Origin of the sequence: Moraxella osloensis, assembly GCF_001553955.1 — a bacterium.
In the GTDB taxonomy this organism is placed as follows: Bacteria; Pseudomonadota; Gammaproteobacteria; order Pseudomonadales; family Moraxellaceae; genus Faucicola; species Faucicola osloensis.
In genome coordinates this window covers 1,625,845-1,652,209 of record NZ_CP014234.1, presented here as the reverse complement: position 1 = coordinate 1,652,209, position 26,365 = coordinate 1,625,845, and the positions used below count along the sequence as shown (strand labels likewise).

25 protein-coding genes and 4 pseudogenes are annotated in these 26,365 nt (G+C 41.0%); 9 read left to right on the top strand and 20 right to left on the bottom strand.

Translation table 11 applies throughout. From position 1 onward, the window contains the following. Positions 1–4: 4 nt before the first annotated feature. The 6 genes from nrdR to rpmH form a co-directional block, all read right to left on the bottom strand. A complete protein-coding gene (nrdR, locus tag AXE82_RS07265; RefSeq protein WP_036601355.1) occupies positions 5–529 on the bottom strand; it encodes a transcriptional regulator NrdR in 525 nt (174 codons plus the stop codon). A gap of 32 nt (positions 530–561) precedes the next feature. Beyond that, complete coding sequence (gene mnmE, locus AXE82_RS07260) at positions 562–1,953, bottom strand: tRNA uridine-5-carboxymethylaminomethyl(34) synthesis GTPase MnmE (RefSeq protein WP_062333078.1); 1,392 nt, start codon at positions 1,951–1,953, stop codon at positions 562–564. A 157-nt stretch (positions 1,954–2,110) separates the two neighbouring features. Next, positions 2,111–3,799 carry a membrane protein insertase YidC gene (yidC, locus tag AXE82_RS07255; protein WP_062333076.1) on the bottom strand — a complete coding sequence of 563 codons (1,689 nt, stop codon included), beginning with the start codon at positions 3,797–3,799 and terminating at the stop codon, positions 2,111–2,113. Between the two features lie 181 nt (positions 3,800–3,980). After that, a complete protein-coding gene (gene yidD, locus AXE82_RS07250) occupies positions 3,981–4,247 on the bottom strand; it encodes a membrane protein insertion efficiency factor YidD (protein WP_228140552.1) in 267 nt (88 codons plus the stop codon). Positions 4,248–4,343: 96 nt separating this feature from the next. After that, entirely contained in the window at positions 4,344–4,781 is a 438-nt protein-coding gene (gene rnpA / locus AXE82_RS07245) for a ribonuclease P protein component (protein ID WP_062333070.1), read from the bottom strand. A gap of 260 nt (positions 4,782–5,041) precedes the next feature. Next, positions 5,042–5,176: a 50S ribosomal protein L34 gene (rpmH, locus tag AXE82_RS07240; RefSeq protein WP_050326012.1), complete on the bottom strand. Its 135-nt coding sequence runs from the start codon at positions 5,174–5,176 to the stop codon at positions 5,042–5,044. A gap of 499 nt (positions 5,177–5,675) precedes the next feature. Here rpmH and dnaA point away from each other — a divergent pair, with 499 nt between their 5' ends. The 6 genes from dnaA to AXE82_RS07205 all read left to right on the top strand — a co-directional run bounded on the left by dnaA (position 5,676) and on the right by AXE82_RS07205 (position 13,416). Then, positions 5,676–7,016 carry a chromosomal replication initiator protein DnaA gene (gene dnaA, locus AXE82_RS07235; protein WP_062333069.1) on the top strand — a complete coding sequence of 447 codons (1,341 nt, stop codon included), beginning with the start codon at positions 5,676–5,678 and terminating at the stop codon, positions 7,014–7,016. A 104-nt stretch (positions 7,017–7,120) separates the two neighbouring features. Beyond that, positions 7,121–8,296, top strand: a complete 1,176-nt coding sequence (dnaN, locus tag AXE82_RS07230) for a DNA polymerase III subunit beta (RefSeq protein ID WP_062333068.1) — start codon at positions 7,121–7,123, stop codon at positions 8,294–8,296. 52 nt (positions 8,297–8,348) lie between these two features. Next, positions 8,349–9,521 (top strand): DNA replication/repair protein RecF, encoded by a 1,173-nt coding sequence (gene recF / locus AXE82_RS07225; RefSeq protein ID WP_062333067.1) that lies wholly within the window; start codon positions 8,349–8,351, stop codon positions 9,519–9,521. Positions 9,522–9,783: 262 nt separating this feature from the next. Beyond that, entirely contained in the window at positions 9,784–12,276 is a 2,493-nt protein-coding gene (gyrB, locus tag AXE82_RS07220) for a DNA topoisomerase (ATP-hydrolyzing) subunit B (RefSeq protein ID WP_197931436.1), read from the top strand. Between the two features lie 95 nt (positions 12,277–12,371). Continuing rightward, the gene (locus tag AXE82_RS07215; RefSeq protein WP_062333066.1) at positions 12,372–12,569 is read left to right on the top strand and encodes an MntP/YtaF family protein; all 198 of its coding nucleotides are present in this window, start codon (positions 12,372–12,374) and stop codon (positions 12,567–12,569) included. Positions 12,570–12,620: 51 nt separating this feature from the next. Continuing rightward, positions 12,621–13,416, top strand: a protein-coding gene (locus AXE82_RS07205) for an IS5 family transposase (RefSeq protein WP_115304567.1) whose coding sequence is annotated in 2 segments (ribosomal slippage) — positions 12,621–12,881 and positions 12,883–13,416 — 795 coding nt in all. Because the reading frame shifts where the segments join, the coding sequence is not laid out codon by codon here. 5 nt (positions 13,417–13,421) lie between these two features. On the opposite strand, the pseudogene AXE82_RS07200 reads toward AXE82_RS07205, so the two are convergent. Together AXE82_RS07200 and AXE82_RS07195 are read right to left on the bottom strand one after the other, a co-directional pair. Continuing rightward, positions 13,422–13,646 (bottom strand): annotated as a pseudogene (locus AXE82_RS07200) (transposase); the annotation flags it as partial. An 89-nt stretch (positions 13,647–13,735) separates the two neighbouring features. Next, positions 13,736–14,566 (bottom strand): cation efflux transmembrane domain-containing protein, encoded by an 831-nt coding sequence (locus AXE82_RS07195; RefSeq protein ID WP_062333062.1) that lies wholly within the window; start codon positions 14,564–14,566, stop codon positions 13,736–13,738. 75 nt (positions 14,567–14,641) lie between these two features. Between AXE82_RS07195 and AXE82_RS12460 the strand changes: the two genes are divergently transcribed. Next, positions 14,642–14,758, top strand: a complete 117-nt coding sequence (locus AXE82_RS12460; protein WP_418001145.1) for a transposase-like zinc-binding domain-containing protein — start codon at positions 14,642–14,644, stop codon at positions 14,756–14,758. Beyond that, positions 14,751–14,879 (top strand): annotated as a pseudogene (locus AXE82_RS12455) (IS1 family transposase); the annotation flags it as partial. The gene AXE82_RS12460 and the pseudogene AXE82_RS12455, both read left to right, overlap by 8 nt. 202 nt (positions 14,880–15,081) lie before the next feature. On the opposite strand, the gene AXE82_RS07190 reads toward AXE82_RS12455, so the two are convergent. After that, positions 15,082–15,678, bottom strand: coding sequence for a DUF411 domain-containing protein (locus AXE82_RS07190; RefSeq protein WP_007116040.1), 597 nt, complete (start codon positions 15,676–15,678; stop codon positions 15,082–15,084). A gap of 240 nt (positions 15,679–15,918) precedes the next feature. Between AXE82_RS07190 and AXE82_RS12510 the strand changes: the two are divergent. After that, positions 15,919–16,086: pseudogene (locus AXE82_RS12510) on the top strand (IS701 family transposase); the annotation flags it as partial. Between the two features lie 294 nt (positions 16,087–16,380). On the opposite strand, the gene AXE82_RS07185 reads toward AXE82_RS12510, so the two are convergent. The 11 genes and pseudogenes from AXE82_RS07185 to AXE82_RS07140 all read right to left on the bottom strand — a co-directional run bounded on the left by AXE82_RS07185 (position 16,381) and on the right by AXE82_RS07140 (position 26,323). After that, on the bottom strand, positions 16,381–16,713 hold the full coding sequence (locus AXE82_RS07185; protein ID WP_062333060.1) for a type II toxin-antitoxin system MqsA family antitoxin: 333 nt from the start codon (positions 16,711–16,713) through the stop codon (positions 16,381–16,383). Next, the gene (locus AXE82_RS07180; protein WP_062333057.1) at positions 16,710–17,030 is read right to left on the bottom strand and encodes a type II toxin-antitoxin system RelE/ParE family toxin; all 321 of its coding nucleotides are present in this window, start codon (positions 17,028–17,030) and stop codon (positions 16,710–16,712) included. Before AXE82_RS07180 ends, AXE82_RS07185 begins: the two co-directional genes overlap by 4 nt. Before the next feature lie 103 nt (positions 17,031–17,133). Further along, positions 17,134–17,646, bottom strand: a complete 513-nt coding sequence (locus tag AXE82_RS07175) for a recombinase family protein (RefSeq protein ID WP_237049458.1) — start codon at positions 17,644–17,646, stop codon at positions 17,134–17,136. Between the two features lie 29 nt (positions 17,647–17,675). Next, positions 17,676–17,774: pseudogene (locus tag AXE82_RS12320) on the bottom strand (calcium/sodium antiporter); the annotation flags it as partial. 88 nt (positions 17,775–17,862) lie between these two features. Then, the gene (gene nhaA / locus AXE82_RS07170) at positions 17,863–19,050 is read right to left on the bottom strand and encodes a Na+/H+ antiporter NhaA (RefSeq protein ID WP_036604826.1); all 1,188 of its coding nucleotides are present in this window, start codon (positions 19,048–19,050) and stop codon (positions 17,863–17,865) included. 23 nt (positions 19,051–19,073) lie between these two features. Then, positions 19,074–20,816 carry an alpha/beta-hydrolase family protein gene (locus AXE82_RS07165; RefSeq protein WP_062333046.1) on the bottom strand — a complete coding sequence of 581 codons (1,743 nt, stop codon included), beginning with the start codon at positions 20,814–20,816 and terminating at the stop codon, positions 19,074–19,076. Between the two features lie 66 nt (positions 20,817–20,882). Beyond that, on the bottom strand, positions 20,883–22,007 hold the full coding sequence (locus tag AXE82_RS07160) for an AOC03_06830 family ribosome hibernation factor (protein ID WP_062333043.1): 1,125 nt from the start codon (positions 22,005–22,007) through the stop codon (positions 20,883–20,885). Positions 22,008–22,825: 818 nt separating this feature from the next. Further along, the gene (locus AXE82_RS07155; protein WP_060996132.1) at positions 22,826–23,167 is read right to left on the bottom strand and encodes a helix-turn-helix domain-containing protein; all 342 of its coding nucleotides are present in this window, start codon (positions 23,165–23,167) and stop codon (positions 22,826–22,828) included. 247 nt (positions 23,168–23,414) lie between these two features. Then, positions 23,415–24,158, bottom strand: coding sequence for a Qat anti-phage system TatD family nuclease QatD (gene qatD / locus AXE82_RS07150; protein WP_062333040.1), 744 nt, complete (start codon positions 24,156–24,158; stop codon positions 23,415–23,417). Next, positions 24,158–25,483, bottom strand: coding sequence for a Qat anti-phage system QueC-like protein QatC (gene qatC, locus AXE82_RS07145; RefSeq protein WP_062333038.1), 1,326 nt, complete (start codon positions 25,481–25,483; stop codon positions 24,158–24,160). The genes qatD and qatC overlap by 1 nt, the downstream gene beginning before the upstream one ends. A gap of 44 nt (positions 25,484–25,527) precedes the next feature. Beyond that, positions 25,528–26,323, bottom strand: a protein-coding gene (locus tag AXE82_RS07140) for an IS5 family transposase (RefSeq protein WP_115304567.1) whose coding sequence is annotated in 2 segments (ribosomal slippage) — positions 25,528–26,061 and positions 26,063–26,323 — 795 coding nt in all. Because the reading frame shifts where the segments join, the coding sequence is not laid out codon by codon here. Positions 26,324–26,365: the final 42 nt, after the last annotated feature.

The following is a 26,365-nucleotide window of genomic DNA, read 5'->3' as shown; positions in this document are numbered from 1 at the left end:
AAACTTAGGATTGTAGATGTTTGAGCTTGTGTGGGTGAGTCAAATCTTCGATACGTTGATTGATTTCTTGTTTATTGGCGTCCGTGGTGAGGTTTGACACCATGTGTTTAAACGCTTCAATATCTTGAAAATCTCGATACACGCTAGCAAATCGAACGTAGGCAACATCGTCAATTTGGCTCAGCTCTTTCATGACGATTTCACCTAAAATTTTACTGGGCACCTCACGCTCACCGAGCTGCCTGAGCTGTTTTTCAATCCGGCTAATCATGGCTTCAATGTTGTCAGTCGATATTGGACGTTTTTGTAATGGTAGCTGCACTGAGCGACGCAGTTTTTGCCCATCATACGGCTCGATACGACCATTGGATTTGATGATACGAGGCATGACCGCTTCGATAATTTCAAAGGTGGTAAATCGCTCTTGGCACGCGGTACACTGACGACGACGGCGTACCTGCGCACCTTCTGCCGCGAGTCTTGAATCAATGACTTTGGTATCTTCAGCATTACAAAATGGACAGTGCATGCGATTTCCTAGCTAAGTTTAAACCTTTTAATTTATTTACCAATACAAAAACTGCCAAAAATCTTGCCCAATAAATCATCGGCGGTAAATTCACCGGTGATTTCATTGAGGCTAAGCTGTGCTTGGCGTAGGCTTTCCGCCACCAATTCACCGGCATGAAATAAATGCAGTTGCTCATCGGCTTCATGCAGCGCCATTTGGGTACGGCGCAGCGCATCAAGATGGCGGGTTCGTGCAATCAAGCTGTTTTCAGGGGGATGAAAACCGACTTTATCACAGATTTGATTGACCAATTCCTCAAGGCCTGTACCATATTTACAAGACACATAGACGGGGTGATAAATCTGCTCTTGTGATGAAAATTGCTTGGGCAAATTTTGGTGATTGTCGGATAAATCAATTTTATTGGCAATCATTAATATTGAATTGGCATTGGGTAAACTGCCAAATAATTCGGTCGCTAATCGTAACGGCTCATGCTCACGGTGCGCATCATACACCATAAGCAGTAAATCAGCTTGGGTGATGGCTTGTCGTGCTCGCTCAATGCCCGCCTGTTCCACAATATCATCAGTCTGACGCAGCCCCGCGGTATCGGTCAAATTTAGCGTTAGACCGTTTAACACAATGGTTTCTTGCAAAATATCGCGGGTTGTCCCGGCAATATCGGTCACAATTGCACGCTCTTGCCCTGCTAAGCGATTGAGCAAGCTAGATTTTCCCGCATTGGGTCGCCCGGCAATCACAACTGAGACACCATCGCGCAGCAGCTGCCCTTGTTTGGCAGTGGCTAACACAGTGTTTAGTTGCTCAGAAACTTGGCGTAATTGCTTGGCGATATGTTCATCTGCCAAAAAATCAACCCCTTCTTCATCGGGGAAATCAATAGCGGCTTCAACATACAATCGTAGCTGAATTAACTGCTCAAGCAGCGCATTAATTTTTTGTGAAAACTCACCGGTCAATGAGCGCATGGCACTTTTTGCGGCAGCCACACTGGTGGCATCAATGGCATCAGCAATCGCTTCTGCTTGTACCAAATCAAGTTTATCATTATCAAAAGCCCGCGCCGAAAACTCGCCCGCTACCGCTTGATTTGCACCCAATTCAAACACACGGGTCAAAAGCTGCTGCTGCAAAATCATACCACCGTGACCTTGCAACTCAATCACATCTTCACCTGTAAAAGAATGGGGGGCAGGGAAATACAACACCAATCCCTCATCAATCACCGTATCATCATTATCATAAAATCGGCAAAAATGGGCAAATCGCGGTTTGAAAGCTTGACGACCGGTTAACGCCAAGGCAATTTGGTAACTGTTTGGACCTGATAGGCGTATCACACCAACCCCGCCACGACCCATTGGTGTTGCAATGGCGGCAATGGTTGAAGTAAGCGCTGTCTGAGAGTTATTTAACATAGTTTTTTACAATCTAACATTTCGGGTAGTCAGCATGGACTCAATACTGATATTTTAACATCCGCTCACTGATTACAACATGATTATTTTTTGCCAATAAAAAACCCTTTAAACAGTTGTTTAAAGGGCGGTTAAAGTATTAAATTGTTTAATGGATTTAAACCACGTTACGTGCTGCCTCTTTTGCCGCTTGCTCACGCTCAACTTTTTTATTGATAAAGTATTGCTGCGCCATACTAAACAAGTTGTTGACCGTCCAATAAAGCACTAGACCCGCTGGGAAGAATAGCATAAACACGGTGAAAATAATCGGCATAAACTTCAGCACACGGGCTTGCATAGGATCTTGCGGCTGTGGGTTTAGCATCTGCTGGAAAAACATCGCCGCGCCCATAATCAGTGGCAAGATAAACAATGGATCCATGGATGATAAGTCACGAATCCAACCAATCCAAGGGGCATGGCGTAATTGAACCGATTCAACCAGTACCCAATACAACGCCAAGAAAATCGGCATTTGCAGTAATACCGGTAAACAACCTGCCATTGGGTTGACTTTTTCTTCTTTGTAGATGCGCATCATCTCTTGTGACATACGCATACGGTCATCACCATATTCTTCTTTTAAGGCTTGCAATCGTGGTGCCACTGCGCGCATTTTTGCCATCGAGTGATAGCTTTTGTTGGCGATTGGCATTAACGCGATTTTAACCAATAAAGTGAGTACAATAATTGACCAGCCCCAGTTGCCCAACACTTTATGCAAATTATCCAAAATCCAAAATAGCACTTTTGAAATCGGCCATAAAATACCGTAATCAACAGTTTTATCTAATCCTTCTGCCAAAGGTTTTAAGTTGCTTTGAATTTTTGGACCTGCATACAAGACAGACGTTAAGGTTACTTGCTTGTTGGGGGCTACTGACACAGGGTTACTGGTAAACCCGATGATGTGATATTTGCCAGCTTCACGGCTATAAAAATTTGCTGTGTAATTCTTTGGTATCCAAGCGGTGACAAAATAATGCTGTACTATGCCAATCCAGCCTTTATCACTGCTGGCTTTTAAACCCTCATTGAAATCACCAAACTTGAGTTTGTTGTAAGGCTGCTCTGGTGTACCCCATGCGCCACCTAGGTAAGTCGATAGGCTAATTGCGCCTTTGTCACCTTTACCCGGGTCTTCACTATTATCACGTTTTAACTGCGCATACTTTTGTCCTTGCCAAGGCTGCGTGCCGTTATTGGTGATGTTATAGCTAACGTTGATAGGATATTGACCTTTGGTAAACTTATACGATTTGATGACGGTTACACCATCTTTTTGATAAGTTAAAGGAACGACCAATTCGGCTTGATTGGGCTGCATGACAAATTGGTTACTAGGTGCGGTAAAAGTCGCACGACCATTGCTATTATCAATACCATTGGCGCCAATCAACCCTGACTGAGCCACATATACGCGATTACTATCTTCTTGAAGAAGTACAAATGGCTGGTTGCTATCTAATGTTTGAGTCTGCTCTCGAAGCGCCGCATATACTACATCGCCACCGACTGGATTAATACGAATATCGTATTTATCCGTCATCACGCTAATGAGCTGTGCGCCCGTTTGCTGGGTAGTAGCAGCAGTTGGCGTGGTTGCTGTTGCCGTGGGAATATCGCCCGTTGGCGTACTTGAAGCCCCCGCCACTGGCACATCATTGCTACTGACGGCTGTGGTTGTTGGGGTTGTCGCCACGGGTTTATTTACATTGGTATAATCATCCCGCCATGCCAGAATCAGCAAATAACCCGTAATCAACATTGCGATAATAATCAATGTCCGTAAAATTTTTTGCATATATAGCTATCCTATCTAATGATATGACTTGAAATCACTAGTTGCTAATAAAGGAAAAATAATTAAAAAATAGAAGACATTCTACTAAAAAAAAGTTAAAAAAGATATTCTATAAATAGTTGACTCGATTAAGCTATTTGAGACTCGCAACAAGTTTTTATAATTTACTTAGCCACATCAATTAATGATAGTGATAAGCATATACCAAAAAGTAAGACGGGCGTGTGTCAATATAATGATAGCGGTAGCGATATAATGGCTTAGGGACAAAATCAATCCCATGCCCACCCCAAGGATGACAGCGCGCGATACGCTTGGCTGTTAATAATCCACCCCGGTACCCCCCATGTAATCTTACCGCCTCTAAACCATAACTAGAGCACGTTGGATAGAACCGGCAACGAGGTGCCAACCATGGGCTAATCAAACGCTGATAAAATATAATCATACACAGCAAAAACTTTGCTAATAATTTATCCATGGATTAAACCTAGATTTTTTATCACCTTCATTTGAGTAAAGATATCACGAACTTCAGCTAAAATTAACGCCGCTTCAACTTTCTAATCTTATCATTGATTAAATTAAAGCCCATTGCTAATTGCTGCGCAATTGCTTCATTTGGCATGTCATCGGAAAACTGCTTGATAGTTAATAAAATATCAACTTGAGCATTTAGCTGGTGCTGATGCAGCCGAAAATACTCTCGCGTTAATCGCTTAATACGATTACGCTCATGGGCACGTTTAACTTTCTTTTTAGTGATCGCAAGACCCAACCGATTTACTGCAGCTTGTTTTCGGGTATCGGCTAAAACCAATTTGACAAAGAACAACAAATTAGGCTGATGAATTTTAAACATCACAACATGCTGTGACTGATCTTCACCGGTTTTGGTATGACGGCCCGACATCGCTTTAAAATCTTTGGGCGTTAGCAACCGCTGTGATTTATCAAATTTAAAAGGTTTGTCTGCAGTCATGAGGATAAGTCCAAATCCATACCAAAGCACCATTAAAATAAAAGCTAAAGCTATAAAGATTTTATAGATAGGGTAAAATAGGCTGAAATAATAGAGTAGGGGAGTATGCTAATCATAGTTACGAACCGACTTCTAGCGTAACGATTAGTACAACAATAAAAAAAGCGATATAAGAAGTATATCGCTTTTTACTATAACCTGTTTTAATATCAACATTATTATTAAATCAAGATTATTAAATCAAGTTAACAAAATAGACATTACACCGTTAAACGATGACGGCCTTTAGCACGACGACGAGCTAAAACTTGACGGCCATTTTTGGTAGCCATACGAGCACGGAAACCGTGAGTACGTTTGCGTTTGATTACGCTTGGTTGGAAAGTGCGTTTCATGCGATTCACCTTGGCTAAATTTACGTGACATTTAACCGATAGCGGTTAAAATACAAAATTTCAAAACAGTTAATCTCGTATTATCCTTAATTTTAACCAATAGGTCAAGGATAACTAAGCTTACCGATTAATTTCTTTCTTAAAATTATTACTACAGTCAATTATTTTGCTTCTCTAAAATAACATTTTTGTATGACAAATACAAGGTGACAAAAAGTTATCCACAAAAATTTTTTTTATTATTATATATTAAATAAGTATTATTATTATTATTAAGCACATCGATTTCAGTGGATATCTAATAAAATAAAAACAAAAACAATTATTTATGATGTTGATAAACCTGTATATAAATAGTTGATAGTTTGTTGGTAACTCCCAATTTTAACTTATCAACAATTATATCCACATTGTTATCCACAATAATTTATTTGTAAAATCGCTGTTGTATGATACATTACACCAACTTTGAAGATGCTTGAATTAGGAAAGTGAAGTTATGGCTGATGCATTATGGCTTAAGTGCGTTGACGAATTAAAATATCAAGTACCTGATAATATTTTTACCATGTGGATTCGCCCATTATCCGCCTCAATGCATGACAACACGATGGTCGTCAATGTACCTAACCAGTACTTCGCCAGCTATGTTGAAAAAAATCATTTAAATCAAATTCAAACGATTTTACACCAGCTTGAACCAACCCTACCGATTCATGTGCAGATTCAAATTGATAAAGGTAACGCAATCACTGATGCTGTTGGTACACAAGAGTTTGGTGAGCAAAAAGTGACGCTAGTAAAAAATGAGCAGCAACGCTCCTTTCAGTATATCGATCCGCATTTTACGTTTGACCAATTTGTAACCGCAAAATCCAATCAAATCGCTTACAGTATTTGCCGAGAGACTGCCAACAATTTGGGTCAATCAAAAAATAATCCGCTGTTTATTTATGGCGCGACAGGTTTGGGAAAAACCCATTTGATGCAAGCAATTGCCCACGAGATTTTAAAGCAAGGCAAAAGTTTTTATTACTTCACGTCCGATAAATTTGTTAACCAGCTGGTGAATTCATTAAGAAAACAAAAAATCGATGAGTTTAAAGATAAAATAAAAAAAGCCGATTTATTGATTATTGATGATATTCATGTGATTGCGGGCAAGCAAAAAAGTAGCGAGCAGTTTTTGCTATTGCTCAATGATTTTATGAGCAAAAATAAACAAGTGATTTTGGCATCTGATAAACACCCGAGCGCACTGACTGATTTTGACGAACGTTTAAAGTCACGTTTGGCTTGGGGGGTAGCAGTAGCGCTAGAGCCGCCAGAGCTAGAAACCCGTATTCAAATTTTGCAAAAAAAATCCAAAGCGCAAGAGGTGAATTTGCCAAAAGAGTGCGCTATTTTTATTGCTCAGCATATCATCGCCAATGTGCGAGAGTTAGAAGGTGCGCTGAACAAAGTTTTAGCCATTTCCCGTCTGCTCAATCAGCCTATCCATTTAGAATTGGTACAAATGGCGTTAAAAGATTTGATTGCCATTCGTGTACAAGCGGTCAGTATGGATAATATTCGTAAAGTCGTTGCTGAGTTTTATGATATATCGGTCAAAGACCTGATGGGTAAAAAGCGTTTACGTCATATCGCTCGTCCGCGTCAGGTGGCTATGAGTTTAGCTCGTGAACTAACCAATAACAGCTTTACAGAAATTGGGCAGTCATTTGGTGGTCGCGACCATACTACGGTCATGCACGCCTGTGAGAAAGTACAAGAACTTTGTGTCAGCGATTTGATGTTTGACAAGGATTATCGCTCATTAAAATTAATGTTACAGACTTAGTATTTTGTTAACTCGATTAAAAAGATTTTTAGTCAATTACCCCGTATAATAAGTCTTAATTTTTCCATTTGTTACAACCATTCATTTTGATTTGAGGCGGTGCCATGCAATTAGTAATCTCTCGCGATTTGTTACTACAAGCGATTAATTTAATTTCAAAAGCCGCTGACAAACGCCATAACATGGTAATTCTGGGGAATATGAAATTGGCGTTAACCGACTCTCAATTGGTCATGGTAGCGTCAGATTTGGAGCTTGAATTACAAGCCACCCTCAATTTGCCAGCATCGGCGTGCAAACAACCAGGTGAGATCACCGTTCCTGCCAACAAATTCAAAGATATCGTAAAATTATTACCCGACGGTTTACCCGTATCTATCAGTGTAGGTAACGACAATCAGTGTTTAATTGTGTGCGGTAGTAGTCGTTTTAAACTCAGCACTTTACCTGCCCAAGACTTTCCCCTATTGGGTGAGCCAGAGCAAGTCACGCCTATCCAATTGGGCCGTGAAGACCTAGTCGATTTGCTCGATAAAACGCATTTTGCGATGGCCGTGCAAGACGTGCGGTATTATCTCACCGGTATGCTGTTTGAAGTCAAAGAGCGTCAATTGGCGACGGTATCAACCGATGGTCATCGCTTGGCATTGGCTCGTACAGTGATAGCGTGTGATGATAGCGTGGCACTGGCTGCAATTTTACCAAGAAAAGCCGTACTTGAATTACAACGTTTGTTAGCAGAGCTTAAACGCATGCTACCGAATCAAGATAATAAAATCACCCTCAATGTCGGTCGTGAATTTTTACAAGTTTTACTCCCTTTTGGGGAAGTCGATAGCACAGGTCAGCTAAAAAATGCCATCATGGTGGCTTTTACCGCCCGCTTGATTGATGGTAAGTTCCCCGATTATCGCCGCGTTATGCCATCATTAACCAACAAAATTGCCCGTATCAGCCAAGAGCAGCTGGCGAACGTGCTTCGCCGCGTGGCTATTTTGAGTAACGAGAAATCGCGTGGCGTGATTTTTGATTTTTCAGGCGATAACAATTTGATGGTACGTGCTAGCAACGCTGAGCAAGATGAAGCCAGTGAGCAGCTTGAGGTTAAGTATCAAGGTGAGCCATTAGAGATATCATTCAACGTGGCTTATTTGCTAGATGTGCTGAATGTACTGCAAGGCGAAATTGACTTTAATATGAGCCAAGCCAATGCTTCGGTATTGGTACAACAAGTCAATGACAGCAAACACGAATTTGTGGTTATGCCAATGCGTATTTAGTCAGCGGGCATATTTTTTTCAATCCAGTGATGAGTAGTTAATTAGATAAATCATGCAAATTATTGAATTGGCTATTCATCATTTTCGCAATCTTCACACGATTGAATTACAACCTACCAGTTGTAATGTGTTCTTGGGTCAAAATGGCAGCGGAAAAACATCGCTGTTAGAAAGCATCTATTTATTATCGCGCGGCAAAAGTTTTCGCCATCATCAACCGAGGCATTATATTGAGCATGGTTTTAGCGATACGACGGTTTTTGCTAGGCTCAATCATGAGCAAACGGTCGCTATTGCCAAATCCCAAGACGCTACCACGCAATTGCGACTCAATGGGCAGTCGCTTGTCACCCAAAGCCCACTAGCGCAGCTGCTACCGACCCTATTGCTTGAGCCTGTGAGCCTTGCACAGCTAGAGGACGGTAGTCAAGCAAGGCGTGAAATGCTAGATTGGTTAGGGTTTCACGTGGAACAATCATTTCATCCCAATTGGCTGTCTTATCAGCGTCTACTAAAACAGCGCAATAGCTTATTAAAGCAAAATGTTGGCAACGTCTCATTAACCAGCCTGCAACAGCAAGAACTCTCCGCTTGGGACTACCAGCTAAGCCAACATGCAGAAAAAATCCACCAAGCAAGGGCCCACATCATTGAACAATGGCAGCCCCATTTTTTGGCGCAAGTGCAAAAGTTTTTACCCCAGTATGCCGAAAAATTACGATTGCGTTATACACCGGGGTTTGATACTGAAGCTGGGTTAGCCATTACCTTAGCCAATCGTTTGGCGTCTGACATTGAGCTTGGCTATACGCGTATGGGATGCCATCGGGCTGATATCAATGTTGTGCTAGATTTAGTGCATACTGATGCAGCAGGGCATAAACACAAGCAGACATTGCTTGCCACCGATATGCTGTCACGGGGTGAAAAAAAATTATTGGTCATGGCGCTTCGCTTATCCCAGTTGCCGTTACTCAACCAGGTCGATAAAGTACCCTTGGTATTAGTAGATGATATCACAGCGGAATTGGACAATGACGCGCTTATGTTGTTATTAACTGGCTTAAAACAAGTGAATTCACAGCTGTTTATCACCAGTCTCACCCAAGATATCGTCGAGACTATTCAAAAGATTTGGCAGGATAATATAAAACTGTTTCACGTGGAACAGGGAAGTATTAGACAATTACCGCTTAAAACACAAGCTATTCAAAATGAAAGATAAAAACCAATAACATTTTTAGGTAACTAAGTTTAAATGCTTAAGTATTTTTTCAAACTGATGTAACTTAAACTCCCGTTTTTCTAGCTCAGCCAAATCACTATTTTGCCTCTTACAAGCCGGGATATTCAGTGACTTTTCCCCTAAAATTTGCTACAATAAACCCTTTATTTTTCGCCAAAAAACTAAGAAAAAAATCAACGATTTTGACCATAAAATCGAGTATGTTCTGACGTTTTTGCCATGCAAAACTTATGGAGTCATCATGACTGATACATCTGCGAATGTAGCCGATCAGACACAACAATCTATTACCCAATCAAGTCATCAAGAAAATAAAGCCTATGGTTCTGACAGTATCCGCGTACTTCGTGGCTTAGAAGCCGTGCGTGTACGCCCTGGTATGTACATTGGCGATACCGACGATGGCACAGGTTTGCATCATATGGTGTTTGAAGTGGTAGATAACGCCATTGATGAAGCCTTGGCGGGTCACTGTGATCAAATTGATATCATCATCCACGAAGATGAATCGGTCAGTGTCAAAGACAATGGACGCGGTATTCCTGTCGATATTCACCCAGAAGAAGGGGTGTCAGCCGCGCAGGTTATCATGACAGTACTGCATGCGGGCGGTAAATTTGACGACAACAGTTATAAAGTCTCAGGTGGTTTGCACGGTGTCGGTGTGTCAGTGGTTAATGCGTTATCAAAAAAACTGGTGCTCGATATCTGGCGTGACGGTTACCACTATAGCCAAACGTATGCCGATGGTGAGCCCGTAGCCCCTATCGAGCAGCTTGAAGCCACCCATCAGACAGGCACACAAGTGCGCTTTTATCCAAGCGATGATATTTTTACAGGGACGATTTTTGATTTTGAAATTCTCGCCAAGCGCTTACGCGAATTGTCGTTTTTAAACTCGGGTGTACGCATCGTATTGACGGATGAGCGCGATGACAAACGCCATGAGTTTGAACACGTTGGCGGTCTATCTGAATTCGTTCATTACATCAATGCGGGCAAAACTGGGCTAAATGAGGTGTTTCATTTTACCAGTGAAGAAAATGACGGTATCAGCGTCGAAGTGGCATTGCAATGGACAGATAGCTACAACGAAAAAGTATTATGCTTTACCAACAATATCCCGCAAAAAGATGGTGGTACCCACCTTTCTGGTTTTCGTTCGGCATTAACACGCTGCCTAAATAGCTATATGGATAGCGAAAACTTGATGAAAAAAGAAAAAGTTGCGGTAACAGGTGACGATGCGCGGGAAGGTCTAACGGCGATTATTTCTGTCAAAGTACCTGACCCAAAATTCTCAAGCCAAACCAAAGACAAACTGGTATCGAGTGAAGTCAAACCAGCGGTTGAATCAGCCATGCACGATAAGTTTAGCGCTTACTTGCTTGAAAATCCCAATGCGGCCAAAGGGATTGCTGGTAAAATCATCGATGCCGCCCGTGCTCGAGAAGCTGCGCGTAAAGCTCGTGAAATGACTCGCCGTAAAACGACACTTGATATCGCAGGTCTGCCCGGCAAACTTGCTGATTGCCAAGAAAAAGACCCTGCGATGTCAGAGCTGTACATTGTGGAAGGGGACTCGGCAGGCGGTTCTGCGAAACAAGGGCGTAACCGTAAGATGCAGGCGATTTTACCGCTGAAAGGTAAAATTCTAAACGTAGAACGTGCGCGTTTTGATAAGATGCTATCGTCGCAAGAAGTGGGTACCTTGATTACCGCATTGGGTACAGGCATCGGGCCTGATGAGTACAATCCTGACAAATTACGCTATCACAAAATTATCATCATGACCGATGCGGACGTGGATGGTTCACATATTCGCACCTTGCTCCTGACGTTCTTTTTCCGTCAAACCCCAGAGCTATTAGAACGTGGTCATATTTATATTGCGCAGCCACCGCTGTATAAAGTGAAAAAAGGTCGCCAAGAATTGTATGTCAAAGATGATGAAGCGTTAAAGGCCTATTTATTGTCGTCAACCATTGATGATACCCAGTTGCATTTGAGTGAAGGTACGCCTGCGGTCACAGGTCAAGCGCTAGAAACCTTGCTCAATGATTATAACCAAACTCAGACCATCAAAAACCGTTTGCAAATCAAATATCCAAGCGCCGTATTGGATGCGTTGGCAATCACCAGCAAACTTAGCATACCGATGATTGAAGATGAAGCGCAAATGCGAAATTGGGTAGAAGCGTTAGCGCAGAATCTAGCAGTGACGGCAGACGGATTAGACCCACAAATTGAATTAGAGTCCTTTAGCAAACAAGAAGGCGATCATCAAAAAACCTATTATCTACCGCGCGTGACGATTTTTATCCATCAGTTGCCACACGCGTACTTATTAGATACCGCATTTATTGGTTCAGGTGAGTATAGCCGTTTGCATCGCTTAACCAGCCAATGGAAAGACATGTTATCAGATACCGCTTATGTCGCTAAAGGCGATAAAAAACTGCCGATCAAAGACATGGGTTATCTATGGCAATTTATTATGAGTGATGCGCGCCGTGGTTTAGCGATTCAGCGTTATAAAGGGTTGGGCGAGATGAACGCTGATCAATTATGGGAAACCACGATGGATCCAGAAAATCGCCATATGCTAAAAGTCACCATTGAAGATGCGATTGCTGCTGATCATTTGTTCTCGTGTCTGATGGGGGATGATGTAGAACCGCGTCGTGCCTTTATTGAGGAGAATGCGTTAACAGTGACCAACTTGGATATTTAACCCAATTTTAGGGTCGTGTTTTAATACAATGGAAACCACCTTATGTTGTAATAAGGTGGTTTTATTTCAGCTTGAATTTTTAGAAGAGATATCACATGATTGCCTTATTACTGCTAGCGATAGCCTTATCGATGGATGCCTTTGCTGTAGCGATTGGACTCGGTGCCAAACACCGCCAAGATACGACCAAAATTGCGGTCATGGCAGGCGTATATTTTGGCGTGTTTCAAGGTTTGATGCCTTTGATTGGTTATCTCGGTGGACGTTCAATCTTAGAACCTGTTCACGATTAAAAAATATGCTAGGATAAGCTACATAATCAATTAATAACCGAATCAATCACCATGAGAAAAGCCTATCCAAGCGACATTAGCCGAAAACAATTTGAGCACATACTACCTATTTTAGAAAGTGCAAGGAAGAAGACCAAACCAAGAACGGTTGACCTTTACGACGTATTTTGTGGGTTATTGTATGTACTAAGAACAGGTTGCCAATGGCGACAGCTGCCCCATGACTTTCCCAAATGGCGCACCGTCCACGCCTACTTTCAGAAATGGAGCGAGCTTGATGAAGAAGGCAACAGCATTCTTCATCAAGCCTTAAAAAAAATTGGTCAAAAAAGCGCGAAAGAAGGACAAACGCAAGGGTAAAACCAGTTTTATCATCATCGATGCTCAAAGCGTTAAGAACACAGATACCGCTAAGTACAAAGGCTATGACGCAGGAAAGAAAGTATCAGGGATTAAGCGCCATATTGCAGTAGACAGCCAAGGCTTGCCGCATGCTATCTGTATTACCACTGCCAATATCACCGACCGTGAGGGTGCTACAACGTTACTTCGTCAACATGCTAAACGATTAAGCCGCGTAAAAAATGTGATGGTTGATGGCGGTTATCGAGGTGAGCCATTTGCTAATAGTGTTAAATCTATTTTAGGCGAAACCGTTACCACAGAAGTTGCCAAAAGAGATGAATTGCACACGTTTAAAGTCATACCAAAGCGATGTGTTGTAGAACGTTCGTTTGCTTGGCTTGAGAAAAATAGACGCTTATGGAAAAACTGTGAGCGTCATTTAAATTCGAGCCTTCAATTTACCAATCTTGCTTTCATCGCTTTGTTATTGAAAAGATTGTGAACAGGTTCTAACTCGGCAATGCGGGCGGCTTGGCTTTCGGTGGTAACAGTGATGGGATTTTGCTTTGCTAGGTGCTTTTGATGCCATGAACGAAGGGTTTCAGGGGTACAGCCAAACTTCGGAGCAATGGCTTGTATGGCTGCCCAGAGTGAGGGATAATCTTTTTGTGATTCGATGAGTAATTCGACGGCTCGAGTCTTAATTTCAGTTGAGTATTGTTTGGTTTTCATAAGGGTATTGTCTCAGAGTTTTGGGTCTCCGACAATCCCGGGACGGTTCACTACTTACTTGAGCTATTTGCTTCAGTTATTAGGCTTGGCTACTTACTCAACTTCAATATTCTAAAGGCGCCCTGAATAACTAAAGCAAATACGATGCTACCAATAATCAAATCAGGCGTACTAGAGTGTAACCAATTAACCAAAATCCCTGCAACAATTACCCCTAAATTGATAATCACATCGTTTGAAGTGAAAATCGTACTGGCTTGCATATGGGCTTCTTCTTTGCTTTTCGATTTTTGTAGTAAATAGAGGCAAATCGAGTTTGCAATTAGCGCAAGAATCGATATGACTATCATGGTAGAAAAGTCAGGTAACTGCTCATTGCCAAAGAAACGTCTTAGTACTTCTAAAAAACCAAGAATCGCCAGCGTAATTTGAAAATATCCGGCAATTCTAGCAATCCGTTTTTTCTTAATGACCGTTCCACCGACCGCAAATAAGCTAATTCCATACACAAAGCTATCTGCTAACATATCTAAGCTGTCGGCGACCAACCCCATCGAACGAGAAATCAGTCCCGTGCTCATTTCAATAATAAAGAAAGCAAAGTTAATGACCAGCACTATCCATAGTAGCTTTCTTTGCTCAGCATCTTTTTTGTGACTAGAGTCAGCATCAACTTTAAAATTATTGTTGGGATCAGAGGGGTCAATGGTTTCGGTCGAGAGTAAGATGTCTCCTAATTTTAGGTCATGAATAGCAGTCTCTATCCCTTCTATATTGTCATGATGAAACACAGTTAATTGACGGTTAGGAATGTCGAACTCAAGATGTTCAATATTCGAGTGGCCCTCTAATTTCATTCGGATTAGGTTTTCCTCCGAAGGGCAGTCCATCTTTGATATTTTAAAAGTTGTTTTATTCATAGCTACATTTATATCCGGGTGGTGGTTCAAAAACTAGGCTGGAAAAAACAGGCTGAGAAATTGATAAATAGTGAAATGCAAATGACACTATACATCAAATGCCCAGCCTGTCTAAGTGACAATATAAAGAAAAATGGTTTCAAAAGCTATGGTAAGCGAAACTATAAATACAAAGACTGCAAAAGGCATTGAAGGTAATAATTGCACTATCAGACATCGAGTAAGGCGAGCATTTAGGCGAAGTTGTAACTTTCCTAAAAAGCTGGAAAATCACTTTAAAGCCTTTGATTTAGCTTTCTTTGATGTGGCCTGATAAATTAGGCATCAGCATAGAATTTGGATTAAAATAAGTATCCGACCACCCCGCCTTTCTCACATTAGCAGAATGTGGGGTAACTGCTTATGATGATTAACTAAATAACTTACTCAATCTGCTGTAATATTATATGAGAGCCACGTCCTATAGCCGGACGTGACCCAATCAGTGTTACCTAGCGCTGTACTGGCTAATATCTTCAATATTGTTCGTTTGCTTGTTTAATACTAGCATAAGGCGCGGTACTACCGTCTTTTTTTATCAGCATAATAGTATAAGGACTGAATTGATCACCCATTTCCATGCCTGGACTACCCATTGGCATACCCGGTGTGGCTAGACCAATAGCGTCTTTGGGCGGGTTTTGTAGGAACTTATCCATATACTTGACCGGCACATGACCCTCAAACACATAACCGTCTTGGCTTATGATGGTATGGCAAGAGTACATTGACGTTGGTAATTGATGCTGCGCTTTGATCGCTGTAACTGCCTCATTACTGGTGACTTTGTCAACAATCATCACACCGTAGGATTTAGCATGCTCAATCCAACTATGACAACAGCCACAGTTCGGGTCGCGATGTACCGTTAACGTATTGTTTTTCAATGTATCTGAGATTTGAGTTTGAACGTTAGGAATGGTGGTTATCGCCTGACGCTGCTGAGTTGTTTGAGGCGTTGAGGCGATGGTATCTGTTTGACTATTTTTCGCGACTTGATTGCCACAAGCGACCAAAGATAACGCTGATAAGCTGACGAGGATTGAAAATTTAATAGAATATTTATTTGACATGATAATCTCTATTGATAAGTTGGTTTCAGCTCAAACGTGACGGGTAACGCTAAAATCACTGGTTAATCTGTAACTTTGAAATCACTAAATGAGTAAATGCCAAAACCTTATGCTTGGCATTTATAATTAGGACTTACGCAAAAAGCATAAAATTTTGCGAAAGCGGATAAAAATATAGTAGCATAAAGAGATGAAGAAAAAAGCTATCACCCGCTTAGATTAGACTACTGTCAATATTTACTGGTAAGCCAAACCAATTACACCCTTACCAACTACGCAGAACATCATCCTGAATCAATTAGTCATGACCGCATCAATCGATACCTACGTCATGACAAACTAAAACCCAAGCTCGTATGGGAAAAAGTCAAAGACGACATCGTATTAGACGACGATGGCTATGTAGTGGCATAATAAAGCTAGACAACCGATAAGAGATTATAATGGGGTTACCCCAGAATTCGGAGAAAATAGTACGTTAAGGAATTTAGTCGAGTATTTTTAAAATTGATAAAGGTCAAGGTGTCTAAAAAACGTTGGTTTTTTGGACACTTCCATTTAGGCGAAAAAACAGAGGCAAATCGCCTCTATTTTTGTAAATTAACCTGTCTACAAATCAGTATCTAATAAATATGTAAATAGACCCTATGAGAAAATTTCAATTACACTCAAAGAAGGGTAGTTACTAGAATGGCTCAAGTACTATGCCAAATGAGCAATCTCATCAATTAACTCAGGTTTTTTGCCCAATAACTTAAGCAAGACTTGAGCTGAACCGCTCGGTTTACGCTGACCTTGCTCCCAAGACTTTAAAGTATTGACTGAAATCCCCAATGACTTGGCAAATTGACTTTGCGACAAGCCTGTCTTTTGACGAACTTGGCTGACTTCCGATACGGGTGCATACCGTCCTTCTCGTAATTGAGAAAGTGATTTGGCTAAACTGTCTTTAATAACAACCGCATCAGGGTCATCTTTAATCACCGCTTCAACAATATTGGCAATATCTAAATCAGAAAATTTGACACGTTTCATGATTGGTTTCCTTGCTTTTCATTTTTCAAAGATTTTAATTCTTTGGCAGAAATGTTTTCTTTTTCATTTTTCGCATACACAGCTAGACAAACTATCAGTCCATCATCCAGCATATTGTAGTAGATAACTCGAACCCCACCTGACTTACCTTTACCACTGGTTGCCCAACGAATTTTGCGTAATCCTTTGCCATGTTGAATCACATCACCTTTTAATGGATTTTGTGAAAGGTAAGTAAAAAAAGCCAATCGATCATCCAAATCTAACAATTGAGCAATCTCAACTTTAAAGCTTTCTGTTTCGACGACCGTATACATAGTAAACCTTTAATATATGATACATTGCATTATAATACTAAATCTACTAGTTAACAATCGATTTTAGAATCCTGAAAAATTGAAACTTCCCAAAATTTTGAAATTAATCGAGTTTGCTTATTAAATCCACCCCTGCCTTCTTCAACTCCCCTTTCGCCGTCACATAGTGGTACAGCGTACTGCTGGGAATATCACCAAGCTCCCTGCAAATCGCAGGAATGCTTTTGGTTTGGTCTTGCATCAGATGCTGGGCATATCGCAGTTTCTCAGCAGTCATGATTCTAGGTCTGCCGCCTTTACGCCCCCGAGCCCTAGCAGCCGCAATCCCCTCTTTTACCCGCTGGTGGATAATATTACGCTCCATCTCCGCAAAAGCAGCTTGAATCTGCAAAAAGGCTCGACCTGCAGGGGTTGTGGTATCCATCGGTGAATTAATCGCTTTAAAGCCAATGTCTTTTTCAGCCAGTTCATCGATGAGTTTAATAAGCTCACTGGCTAACCGCCCTAACCTATCCAAATCCAAAACAACAAGCACATCGCCTTTTCGCAAATAGTTTAGACAATCATCCAATCCTTTACGTTGGGAATTACTGCCTGATGCTTTGTCTTCAAAAATTCGCTCACAGCCGATTTCTTTTAACGCATCAACTTGACGGCCAAATCCGTTGCCCCATCAATAAACACGTTGGCACTCCACACCAGTATAGCTAGCCCCACTAAAAATGCCACAATCGCAATCAACATAAAAAACTCACTTTGCTATTCAATTAAAAAATGCGTTTTTACCGCTATCAATGATAAAAACGCATTTTAGGTATAGGATAGTTAAAGGCTAGGCTTGTTTTGGCAATGTCTTATTCAGATAAAAATAACCGATAATGCCTGCTAAAACTGAACCCATGACAATCCCTAATCGCTCATCAAACGGTTTAATCTCCAATCCTGCGAACGCCAAGCTCCCGATAAATAAACTCATGGTAAATCCAATGCCACATAGGGCAGCGACACCAATTACTTGACCCCAGTTCATGCCTTGTGGCAGATTGGCGAGCTTTAGCTTAACCCCAAGCCAACTAAATAACATCACACCCAGCATTTTACCGACTAGCAATCCCATGATAATGCCCAATGACACAGGGTGGGTGAGTGACGCCATAAAGCCTCCTTCCGCTCCCCCAAAATGGATCCCTGCATTGGCAAAGGCAAATACGGGCAAAATCAAAAAGCTCACTGTATGATGCAAATCATGCTCAAGTTCTTTTAACGGTGAGATTTTAGGGTTTGCCGAATCAGTCATTGGGATAAACATCGCCAGCAATACCCCAGCAATCGTGGCATGAATACCCGATTCAAGCATCGCCACCCATAACACCAATCCAATAATGACATACGCAGAAATACGAGTGACATTAAAACGATTCATGATAAACAATACTGCAAGCGTTAAAGCGGCAACCCCTAAGGCGGCTAGGTTTAACCCACTGGAATAAAACAAAGCAATGATTAAAATCGCCCCAATATCATCGAAAATCGCAATTGAGGTTAAAAACACTTTAAGCGACAGCGGCACTCGGCTACCCAGTAAGGTTAATACCCCCAACGCAAAGGCGATATCCGTGGCCGCAGGAATCGCCCAACCCTTAGCAAAATCAGGGTTTTGGTAGTTAAACATCAAATAAATTAAGGCAGGAAACACCATGCCGCCCATGGCAGCGAGTGCAGGTAAAATGATGTTGCGTGGGTTGGACAATTCCCCTACCATCATTTCACGTTTAAGCTCAAGCCCCACTAAAAAGAAAAACACTGCCATTAACCCATCATTAATCCAATGAAGCAAATGGTGTTTCACCACGAAATCACCAAAACTTATCGCAATCGGAAAATGCAATAAATGCTCATAGCTTTCTTGCAATGGCGAATTGGCAACAATCATTGCCAGTAGTGCAGCGATGGCTAAAACAATACCAGCCGCTGCATCCATCGCAAAAAACCGCTTAAGCGTTTGCTGAAAATTACTCATAGACCCTCCTAATATAAAAATAGCTATTTATTCTCTTTTGTGAATGCTATTCGCTGTTCAATTCTTTCTGCCACTTGCTTAGGGTCAACTTGTGAATTATCGAGTACCGCCGCCCACGCATACACGATATCATCTTCATAAATATGACCAAATCCTGCAGGCGTTTGGTTAGACGCTGGCATATCCAGAGATAATTCCCAAAAACTTAACACAGGCAACCATCTAGGTAAATGACTAACCCCTCGACCCTTGGGTTCTGCCATCCAGTCAGGTGCTTGCCATAGCATCTTGGACGACCACCACACGATAGGGTCTGTCGCATACTGCAAAAATACAATTCGTGGTGACTGCCAATCATTTGTCAGTTGTTTTAATGAGGCAGGATTATCCATAAATCGCACATGTTGTCCGCCATGAATAATGGGTAAGACTTCCGTCGAACCTTTATTCCGATTCGCCACCAGTTGTTGCCATAGTGGGCTAAATCTTGGCGTTCCCACCCACACCGCCCCATCAATACGATTAATGACATCATCATAATTGTTAAAAAGCGATTGACTGGCATACGCCCCTAACGACTCTCCTGCAAGCAGTAATTTAGGGCGTTTATCAATCGGCATTTGCTCAAGACGTTGTTTGACGGCATTTATCAACTCGCTATTGGCAAACGTGGCAAGCTCACCATTCAACAAAAACGAAAATTGACTGGGTAAATACGAGTATTGAATCGCCACCGTTGCCACATCGCCTTGGGTCAAATACTCAACCGCCTGACTGCTGTACTCTTCAATCCAGCCCCGTCCTGTAGCCCCTTGTATCACGATATAGCGGCGGGTAAACGCCTGCGTTCTATCCATCTCATCAAGGGCGGTCTGCACCATTTTTTCTAACAACGCTTTATCAGGTTCTTGACGATTCAAACCAACGAATACCCGAATCGGCTCTTTGGCAGGCAATCCTGTCAGCAAGCTAATATCCTTCTGCGACGCCCCAAGCGAGACAAAGCGTTGTCCAAAATGCCCCAACTCCTGCCACTGTTGGGCAGGTTTTTCTTTATTACTATGCCCCGTTTGCCCACTATCAAACCCTGATTTATACCGTGAGAATGGGGCTGATAGGGTATCGGGTTCAGAGGTATCAAGCTGCATGGCACTATAGGCGACTTTCTCGACAACTTTGTGCCAGATATAATCTCGACTTAACGTAACCAATCCGACAATCAGTAGTAAAAAAGCCCCTGCTTTCATACTCATTTTTGTGGTAGTAGAAAACTGTGGAAAGCCACGTTCTACCCCCATCAACACCAATTGCTTTATCAAGCGAGCGATAAACACGACCAACCCCCAAATCAATAGACTTAAGAGCATTGACCCACTGACACTAAGTAATGACGGCGGTGTTATCTGGACCTGTTGGGCAATCTTGGCAGTAATCTGGTAATGATAAAAAGCAAAACCAATCGCGCCTAAAAATCCTAATACCATCGTCATTATTGGTAAGATATTTAGGTGGTTGATAGCTGATTGATGATTGGAGTTTTTTAATAAACGCTGTAACCAATACCCTATAAGACCCAACAGCATTCCAAACGCATAACCAACGATAGCGTTAATGCCACCACTGATTGCCTGCAACCACCAGACCCGTGGCAACAACATTGGTACATAGGACACATATAGACAAAAAAAACCCAGCATTAACCCAACTGCTGAACTATCTTTAATCTGTCGCTGTAGCCATTGAGCGACCAAATGCGTATTATTCATCTATTTTACTCAATAAAAAAAGGGGTAAGACCATTGTCCTACCCTTCATTGTAAACGATTTAGTAATTAGTAACGAGTAATCAACGCAATCGGCTCCTTTTCATCCATTTGCTCAGTGGGTACAAATACCACCTCACCACCGTTATGGCTAACCAATTCAATGATTTCACTAACCGCATCATCGGTTACACCCTCAGCAGTAGCATCATCTTGGACTTGTAGGGTCTGTGCTTTCTCATCAATCTTCGCAGGCACACTATGACCTTGACGAACCAATAGCGTTACCGCATTGCCTTCAAACGCCGAGCGATAAATTTGTTGCAAATCAGTACGCACCATCTTTTCATTACGAGCTTTTTCAAGGTCGCCTTTGGCAGTTTCATAGCGAGTCTGACGCTTTTGCTCAACGATGTCTTGAACGCCAGCAATAATGTCCTCTGGCTTGCTGTCGTTTAAATATGTTAAATTATCGACTTTACCAATAATCATATCAGGGCGGTCGCACACTTTTTCATAAAACCCCATATTGTGGCTATCACCCACCAAAATCACAGGTAGTGGTGATTTGTTATAAAGCTCTTGCAAGCTTTTATCAACACGGTTAAAGAACTCTTTTAAGTACATATCATCGTCTGATGAGCCTGTACGGTCTGCTTTACTGTTGTTGGGTAGCGTTGAGTTGTTAATAGGGAAGGTCAACTCGCTCATTGTTTGTTGACGTTCGCTACCGCCTTTAATTTCTTCAACCAGACGATTATTCACGCCTTCAATCAGACGGGCTTTTTCAGGCGTAACTACCAACACATAATAGCCAACCCCTTCTGATAAGTTACGCATGAGGTCACGGGTCGCAAACTTTTCACCAATGATGACTCGCTCAGCGGCATCAAAGGGCAAACGCACCACTTGAGCAGATTCAGGCGTGGCAAACACAGCCAGCGTATCTAAGTTATAGTTATGGTCAAGCTCATCGGTTTGGGCATGGATTTTTTCCATCACACTTGCAGCAACACGCTTGTCGTATTCATTGGTGACACGTTCTTCGACGATTTTAAGTTGGTTTTTTAGGGCAATTGCGTCTTGCTCATTGTCTGGGAAAGTACGGTGGGTCGGAATAAATACGCTAACCGCTGGATTACCTGTTTGCCCACGCAATGTTTTAAAAGTTTCTTTTAAATTGATGTTATTCATGTGTAACTCCCATTTTAAAATTAAATAAAAAATAAATATCAAAAACAAAAAATAATAAGAAAATATATTTCTAAATATAGCAAAATATAGAATTTATTTTTCATATTTAAGCTAAAATTTGATTATATCAATCATAATAAGAATTAAAAGTAAAATATTGTATCGCTTATATATGGCAATGTTATAGTTAGCATCGTTTGAACAATAAAAACGAGTATTATAAAAGACGTAGATTTCAAAAGTTCTAGACTGGGATAAACGATAATGGTCTCATACCTAATCTGCCATTTATAACTAACTTAATGTCTAGAAACAAAATTTTGGGTCAAAGGGTAGATATAAATGCACTCACAAACGTGGCCTTGGCTTATCCGAAAGCGGCTAGACTGCTATAGTCTTCGAAGACAGAAAGTGCTACGGCGTTAGGCTCACTCACAGTACTATTTGTACAGTTTCGTTCGCCTGCCTTGTATCACTTTTATGTTTCTGTGACTATATTTCCCTAATTCTTTGCTGATATCGAATAAGGTAGAGTGTAAAAAAACAAGCCACACTTTAACCAGGGGTTATCTGAGAATTCGGGTCATATTGCACGCTAAGGAATTTTGTCGAGTATTATACCATTATAGATTCGCGTGATAATAGAACTAGCCTACGGAAAACAGATGTTTTCATAGAGTTTCTTATTTTCTTAAGTTTATGCCTATTTTTGTAAATTAACCTATCTATAAATCAGCGTTCAACACATCTTTAAACAGAGCTTATAAGAAACTTTCGATTACACTCACTAAAAGGTGTTTAATAGAAGGGCTCAAGTACTATGCAAAATGAGCAATCTCATCAATTAACTCAGGTTTTTTGCCTAATAATTTAAGTAAGACTTGCGCTGAGCCACTCGGTTTACGCTGACCTTGCTCCCAAGATTTTAACGTATTGACAGAAATACCTAAGGCTTTGGCAAATTGACTTTGCGACAAACCCGCTTTATGGCGGACTTGAGCCGTATCTGATATTTCTGTCGTACGTGCAAAGATACCTGCTTTGGTTTGGTTTAATGCTTCAATCAAATTGTCTCGCTCTGCTATCAAATCAGGTTCATCATCAATAATCGCTTGAACCGCTGCTTCAACATCGAAGTCTTTAGGAAAATTCGTTTTCATCAGTTATCCTTTTAGCTTTTGAAGCTCACTTGCCAAAATATTTTCTTGTTCATTTTTTGCATAGAAGTAAGACATCACAATCAGTGTAAGCATCCGACCATCCCATCTACCACCATTCTAAAAAATACGAGATAGTGCCCACTTATTTTGATCTGAACCCCGAAAGTTGGACACCCTTTTTAACGATTTTTGAAGTATTTCTACATAAATGGTAAAATTAAAAATATTTTTTGGGATTTATTGTTGTTCACCAAGTCACTTGCCTTATAAGGTTTTTAAAATTCTCGAAAACTCTAGCAATAACTTGCTCTCTTGGTTCATTCCAAAGCTTAGATAAACTATTGATTACTGGCATAACTTCGCCAGGCAAAATTGGCTGATTTTTACTCTTAACAAATGGGCCATCCGTTTCAGTGATAATGCAGTTTTTGGGAATTCTGCTGACGAGCTGTTTTCCTTTGTTGGTTGAGAGCATCCTTTGATTTACTGAAAACCAACAGCCATTAGCTATCGCTCTGTTTAATTGAATTTCATTTCCTGTGTACCAGTGTAGAACAGGTACGCCATTTGAAAAATGATTTTTTAAACAGTCAAGTACGCTATCCACAGCCTGAAGACTATGAATGGTTAAAATTTTAGGAGTAGACTTATTCGATTGTATAACAATATGCTCAAAAACTTTCTGTTGAATCGATTGAAATTGTTTTAGTGAGCGCGAGCCATCTAATCCTATTTCACCTATATATTTTGTGTCGTCCACTAATAGGTCAAATAAATCTAGTTCATCACTTCGTTCGTGAGCTATCTGTGGATGCAAACCAAGAGCTGTTTGAATTCTTTGATGGTTTTCTGCAAGTTCCTTTGTACCGAACCATGCTTTAGGTGTTGTCGTGACTGATAGAATATAACTTGAAGCATCGCATAAAGAAGCGACTTTATGCGGATTTTCATATAAATCCAAATGGCAATGCAGATCAATCAATGGGTACATTAGACAGTTACATCCAAATTTTGAGTTTGTAAATAATTTTTCACTTCACCCATTCCCCTTAAAACAGTATCTATAATGCTCTGACGTTCAGTTTTCTCAAATGGTAATGAACCCGACCTTGCCACCCAAATATTTTTATTCGAAGCATTTTCTAAACTCTGAATAGCGACAATCATAGACATCAAATCGTCTCTATTATTGGGGTTTTTGATGACATGGTTTAAAACTGGGAATTGGTATGGTGTATTATCATTATAAGTGGCTGCATTAAAAGAAGCTCGCCTAATCAAGCATGGCACACATCTGCCGCATTGAATACCTGAGCGTTTCCATTTACCACAGGAAACTGTATCAACGGCAACCTTTTTCAGTAAAGCCTGATTTTGGCAGTCTACTATCATCTCACCCTTTGTTTTAAACTGGTAAGGATTCAATAGCTTAACAGGTAAACCAATATTGATGAACAATTCGTTCAGCTTTCCTAAAAAAAAGGGATGAGTCGTTCTTGTACTCAATGAACCAATTCGTCGAGCTGTTAATGGTGGATTGATCGAAATAAGCCCATTTTCTGGGATATAAAGGTTAACGGTTTGATTATTATAGTGGTTTTTTGATAACGCAGTAGCAATCAATGCTCCAAATGCAATAAAGTTAAAACTCCGTGTTCTCATTTGTACATCGACTGGGATTTCTTTTACTTTTCTTGGGTTTGCGACGACTTGAAATTTAGCATTAGTAAGGCGAAGTTTGTTATAAACATCATCCTGTTTTTCCCTATCTTTTGGATAAGCATGGCTGACTAGTACAGGTTTTTTCCCTTGTTGTGTTAAATCTATGGCTCCAATCATACTATCGAGACCGCCAGAGAATAAACAAACCGAGTCATGATTATCGATGTGTATTTTTCGAGCTCGTCGATGCGTTATCTTACTTGGTATTTGAAAATCACTTTGACTAAATTCAAAATCCCATAAGTCACCGCTGAGAAAATGTAAAGTTTCTTGAAGTAATGATCTTTGTTGTTGCCACAAATCTGGTTCTAGTAAAGGTAGATGAACCTTAAATTGACGACACCAAGCATCTTCTGCTCTGGTGTTTCGTTCAACGAAAGTATCAGCGGCAGTAACTGCTAACGATAACATCATTAAGTCAAAAGCTGTTTCGTCAGGCTGTTCTTGTAATCTTCTGAATTCTTGTAAAGCAGCTCCGCCAATACTGTTGTACATACCTTCCAGTGCAGATTTGCCAAACATCCGGACTGGTAATACATTACTTGACATATTAGGTAATTTAGTGGGGTCAGTCTCAAAATATAGTTCAATCATTTAGATAGTCCTCCCACTCGGTCCAAATCTCTTTAAGAACCTGTTCACAATCTTTTCAATAACAAAGCGATGAAAGCAAGATTGGTAAATTGAAGGCTCGAATTTAAATGACGCTCACAGTTTTTCCATAAGCGTCTATTTTTCTCAAGCCAAGCAAACGAACGTTCTACAACACATCGCTTTGGTATGACTTTAAACGTGTGCAATTCATCTCTTTTGGCAACTTCTGTGGTAACGGTTTCGCCTAAAATAGATTTAACACTATTAGCAAATGGCTCACCTCGATAACCGCCATCAACCATCACATTTTTTACGCGGCTTAATCGTTTAGCATGTTGACGAAGTAACGTTGTAGCACCCTCACGGTCGGTGATATTGGCAGTGGTAATACAGATAGCATGCGGCAAGCCTTGGCTGTCTACTGCAATATGGCGCTTAATCCCTGATACTTTCTTTCCTGCGTCATAGCCTTTGTACTTAGCGGTATCTGTGTTCTTAACGCTTTGAGCATCGATGATGATAAAACTGGTTTTACCCTTGCGTTTGTCCTTCTTTCGCGCTTTTTTGACCAATTTTTTTTAAGGCTTGATGAAGAATGCTGTTGCCTTCTTCATCAAGCTCGCTCCATTTCTGAAAGTAGGCGTGGACGGTGCGCCATTTGGGAAAGTCATGGGGCAGCTGTCGCCATTGGCAACCTGTTCTTAGTACATACAATAACCCACAAAATACGTCGTAAAGGTCAACCGTTCTTGGTTTGGTCTTCTTCCTTGCACTTTCTAAAATAGGTAGTATGTGCTCAAATTGTTTTCGGCTAATGTCGCTTGGATAGGCTTTTCTCATGGTGATTGATTCGGTTATTAATTGATTATGTAGCTTATCCTA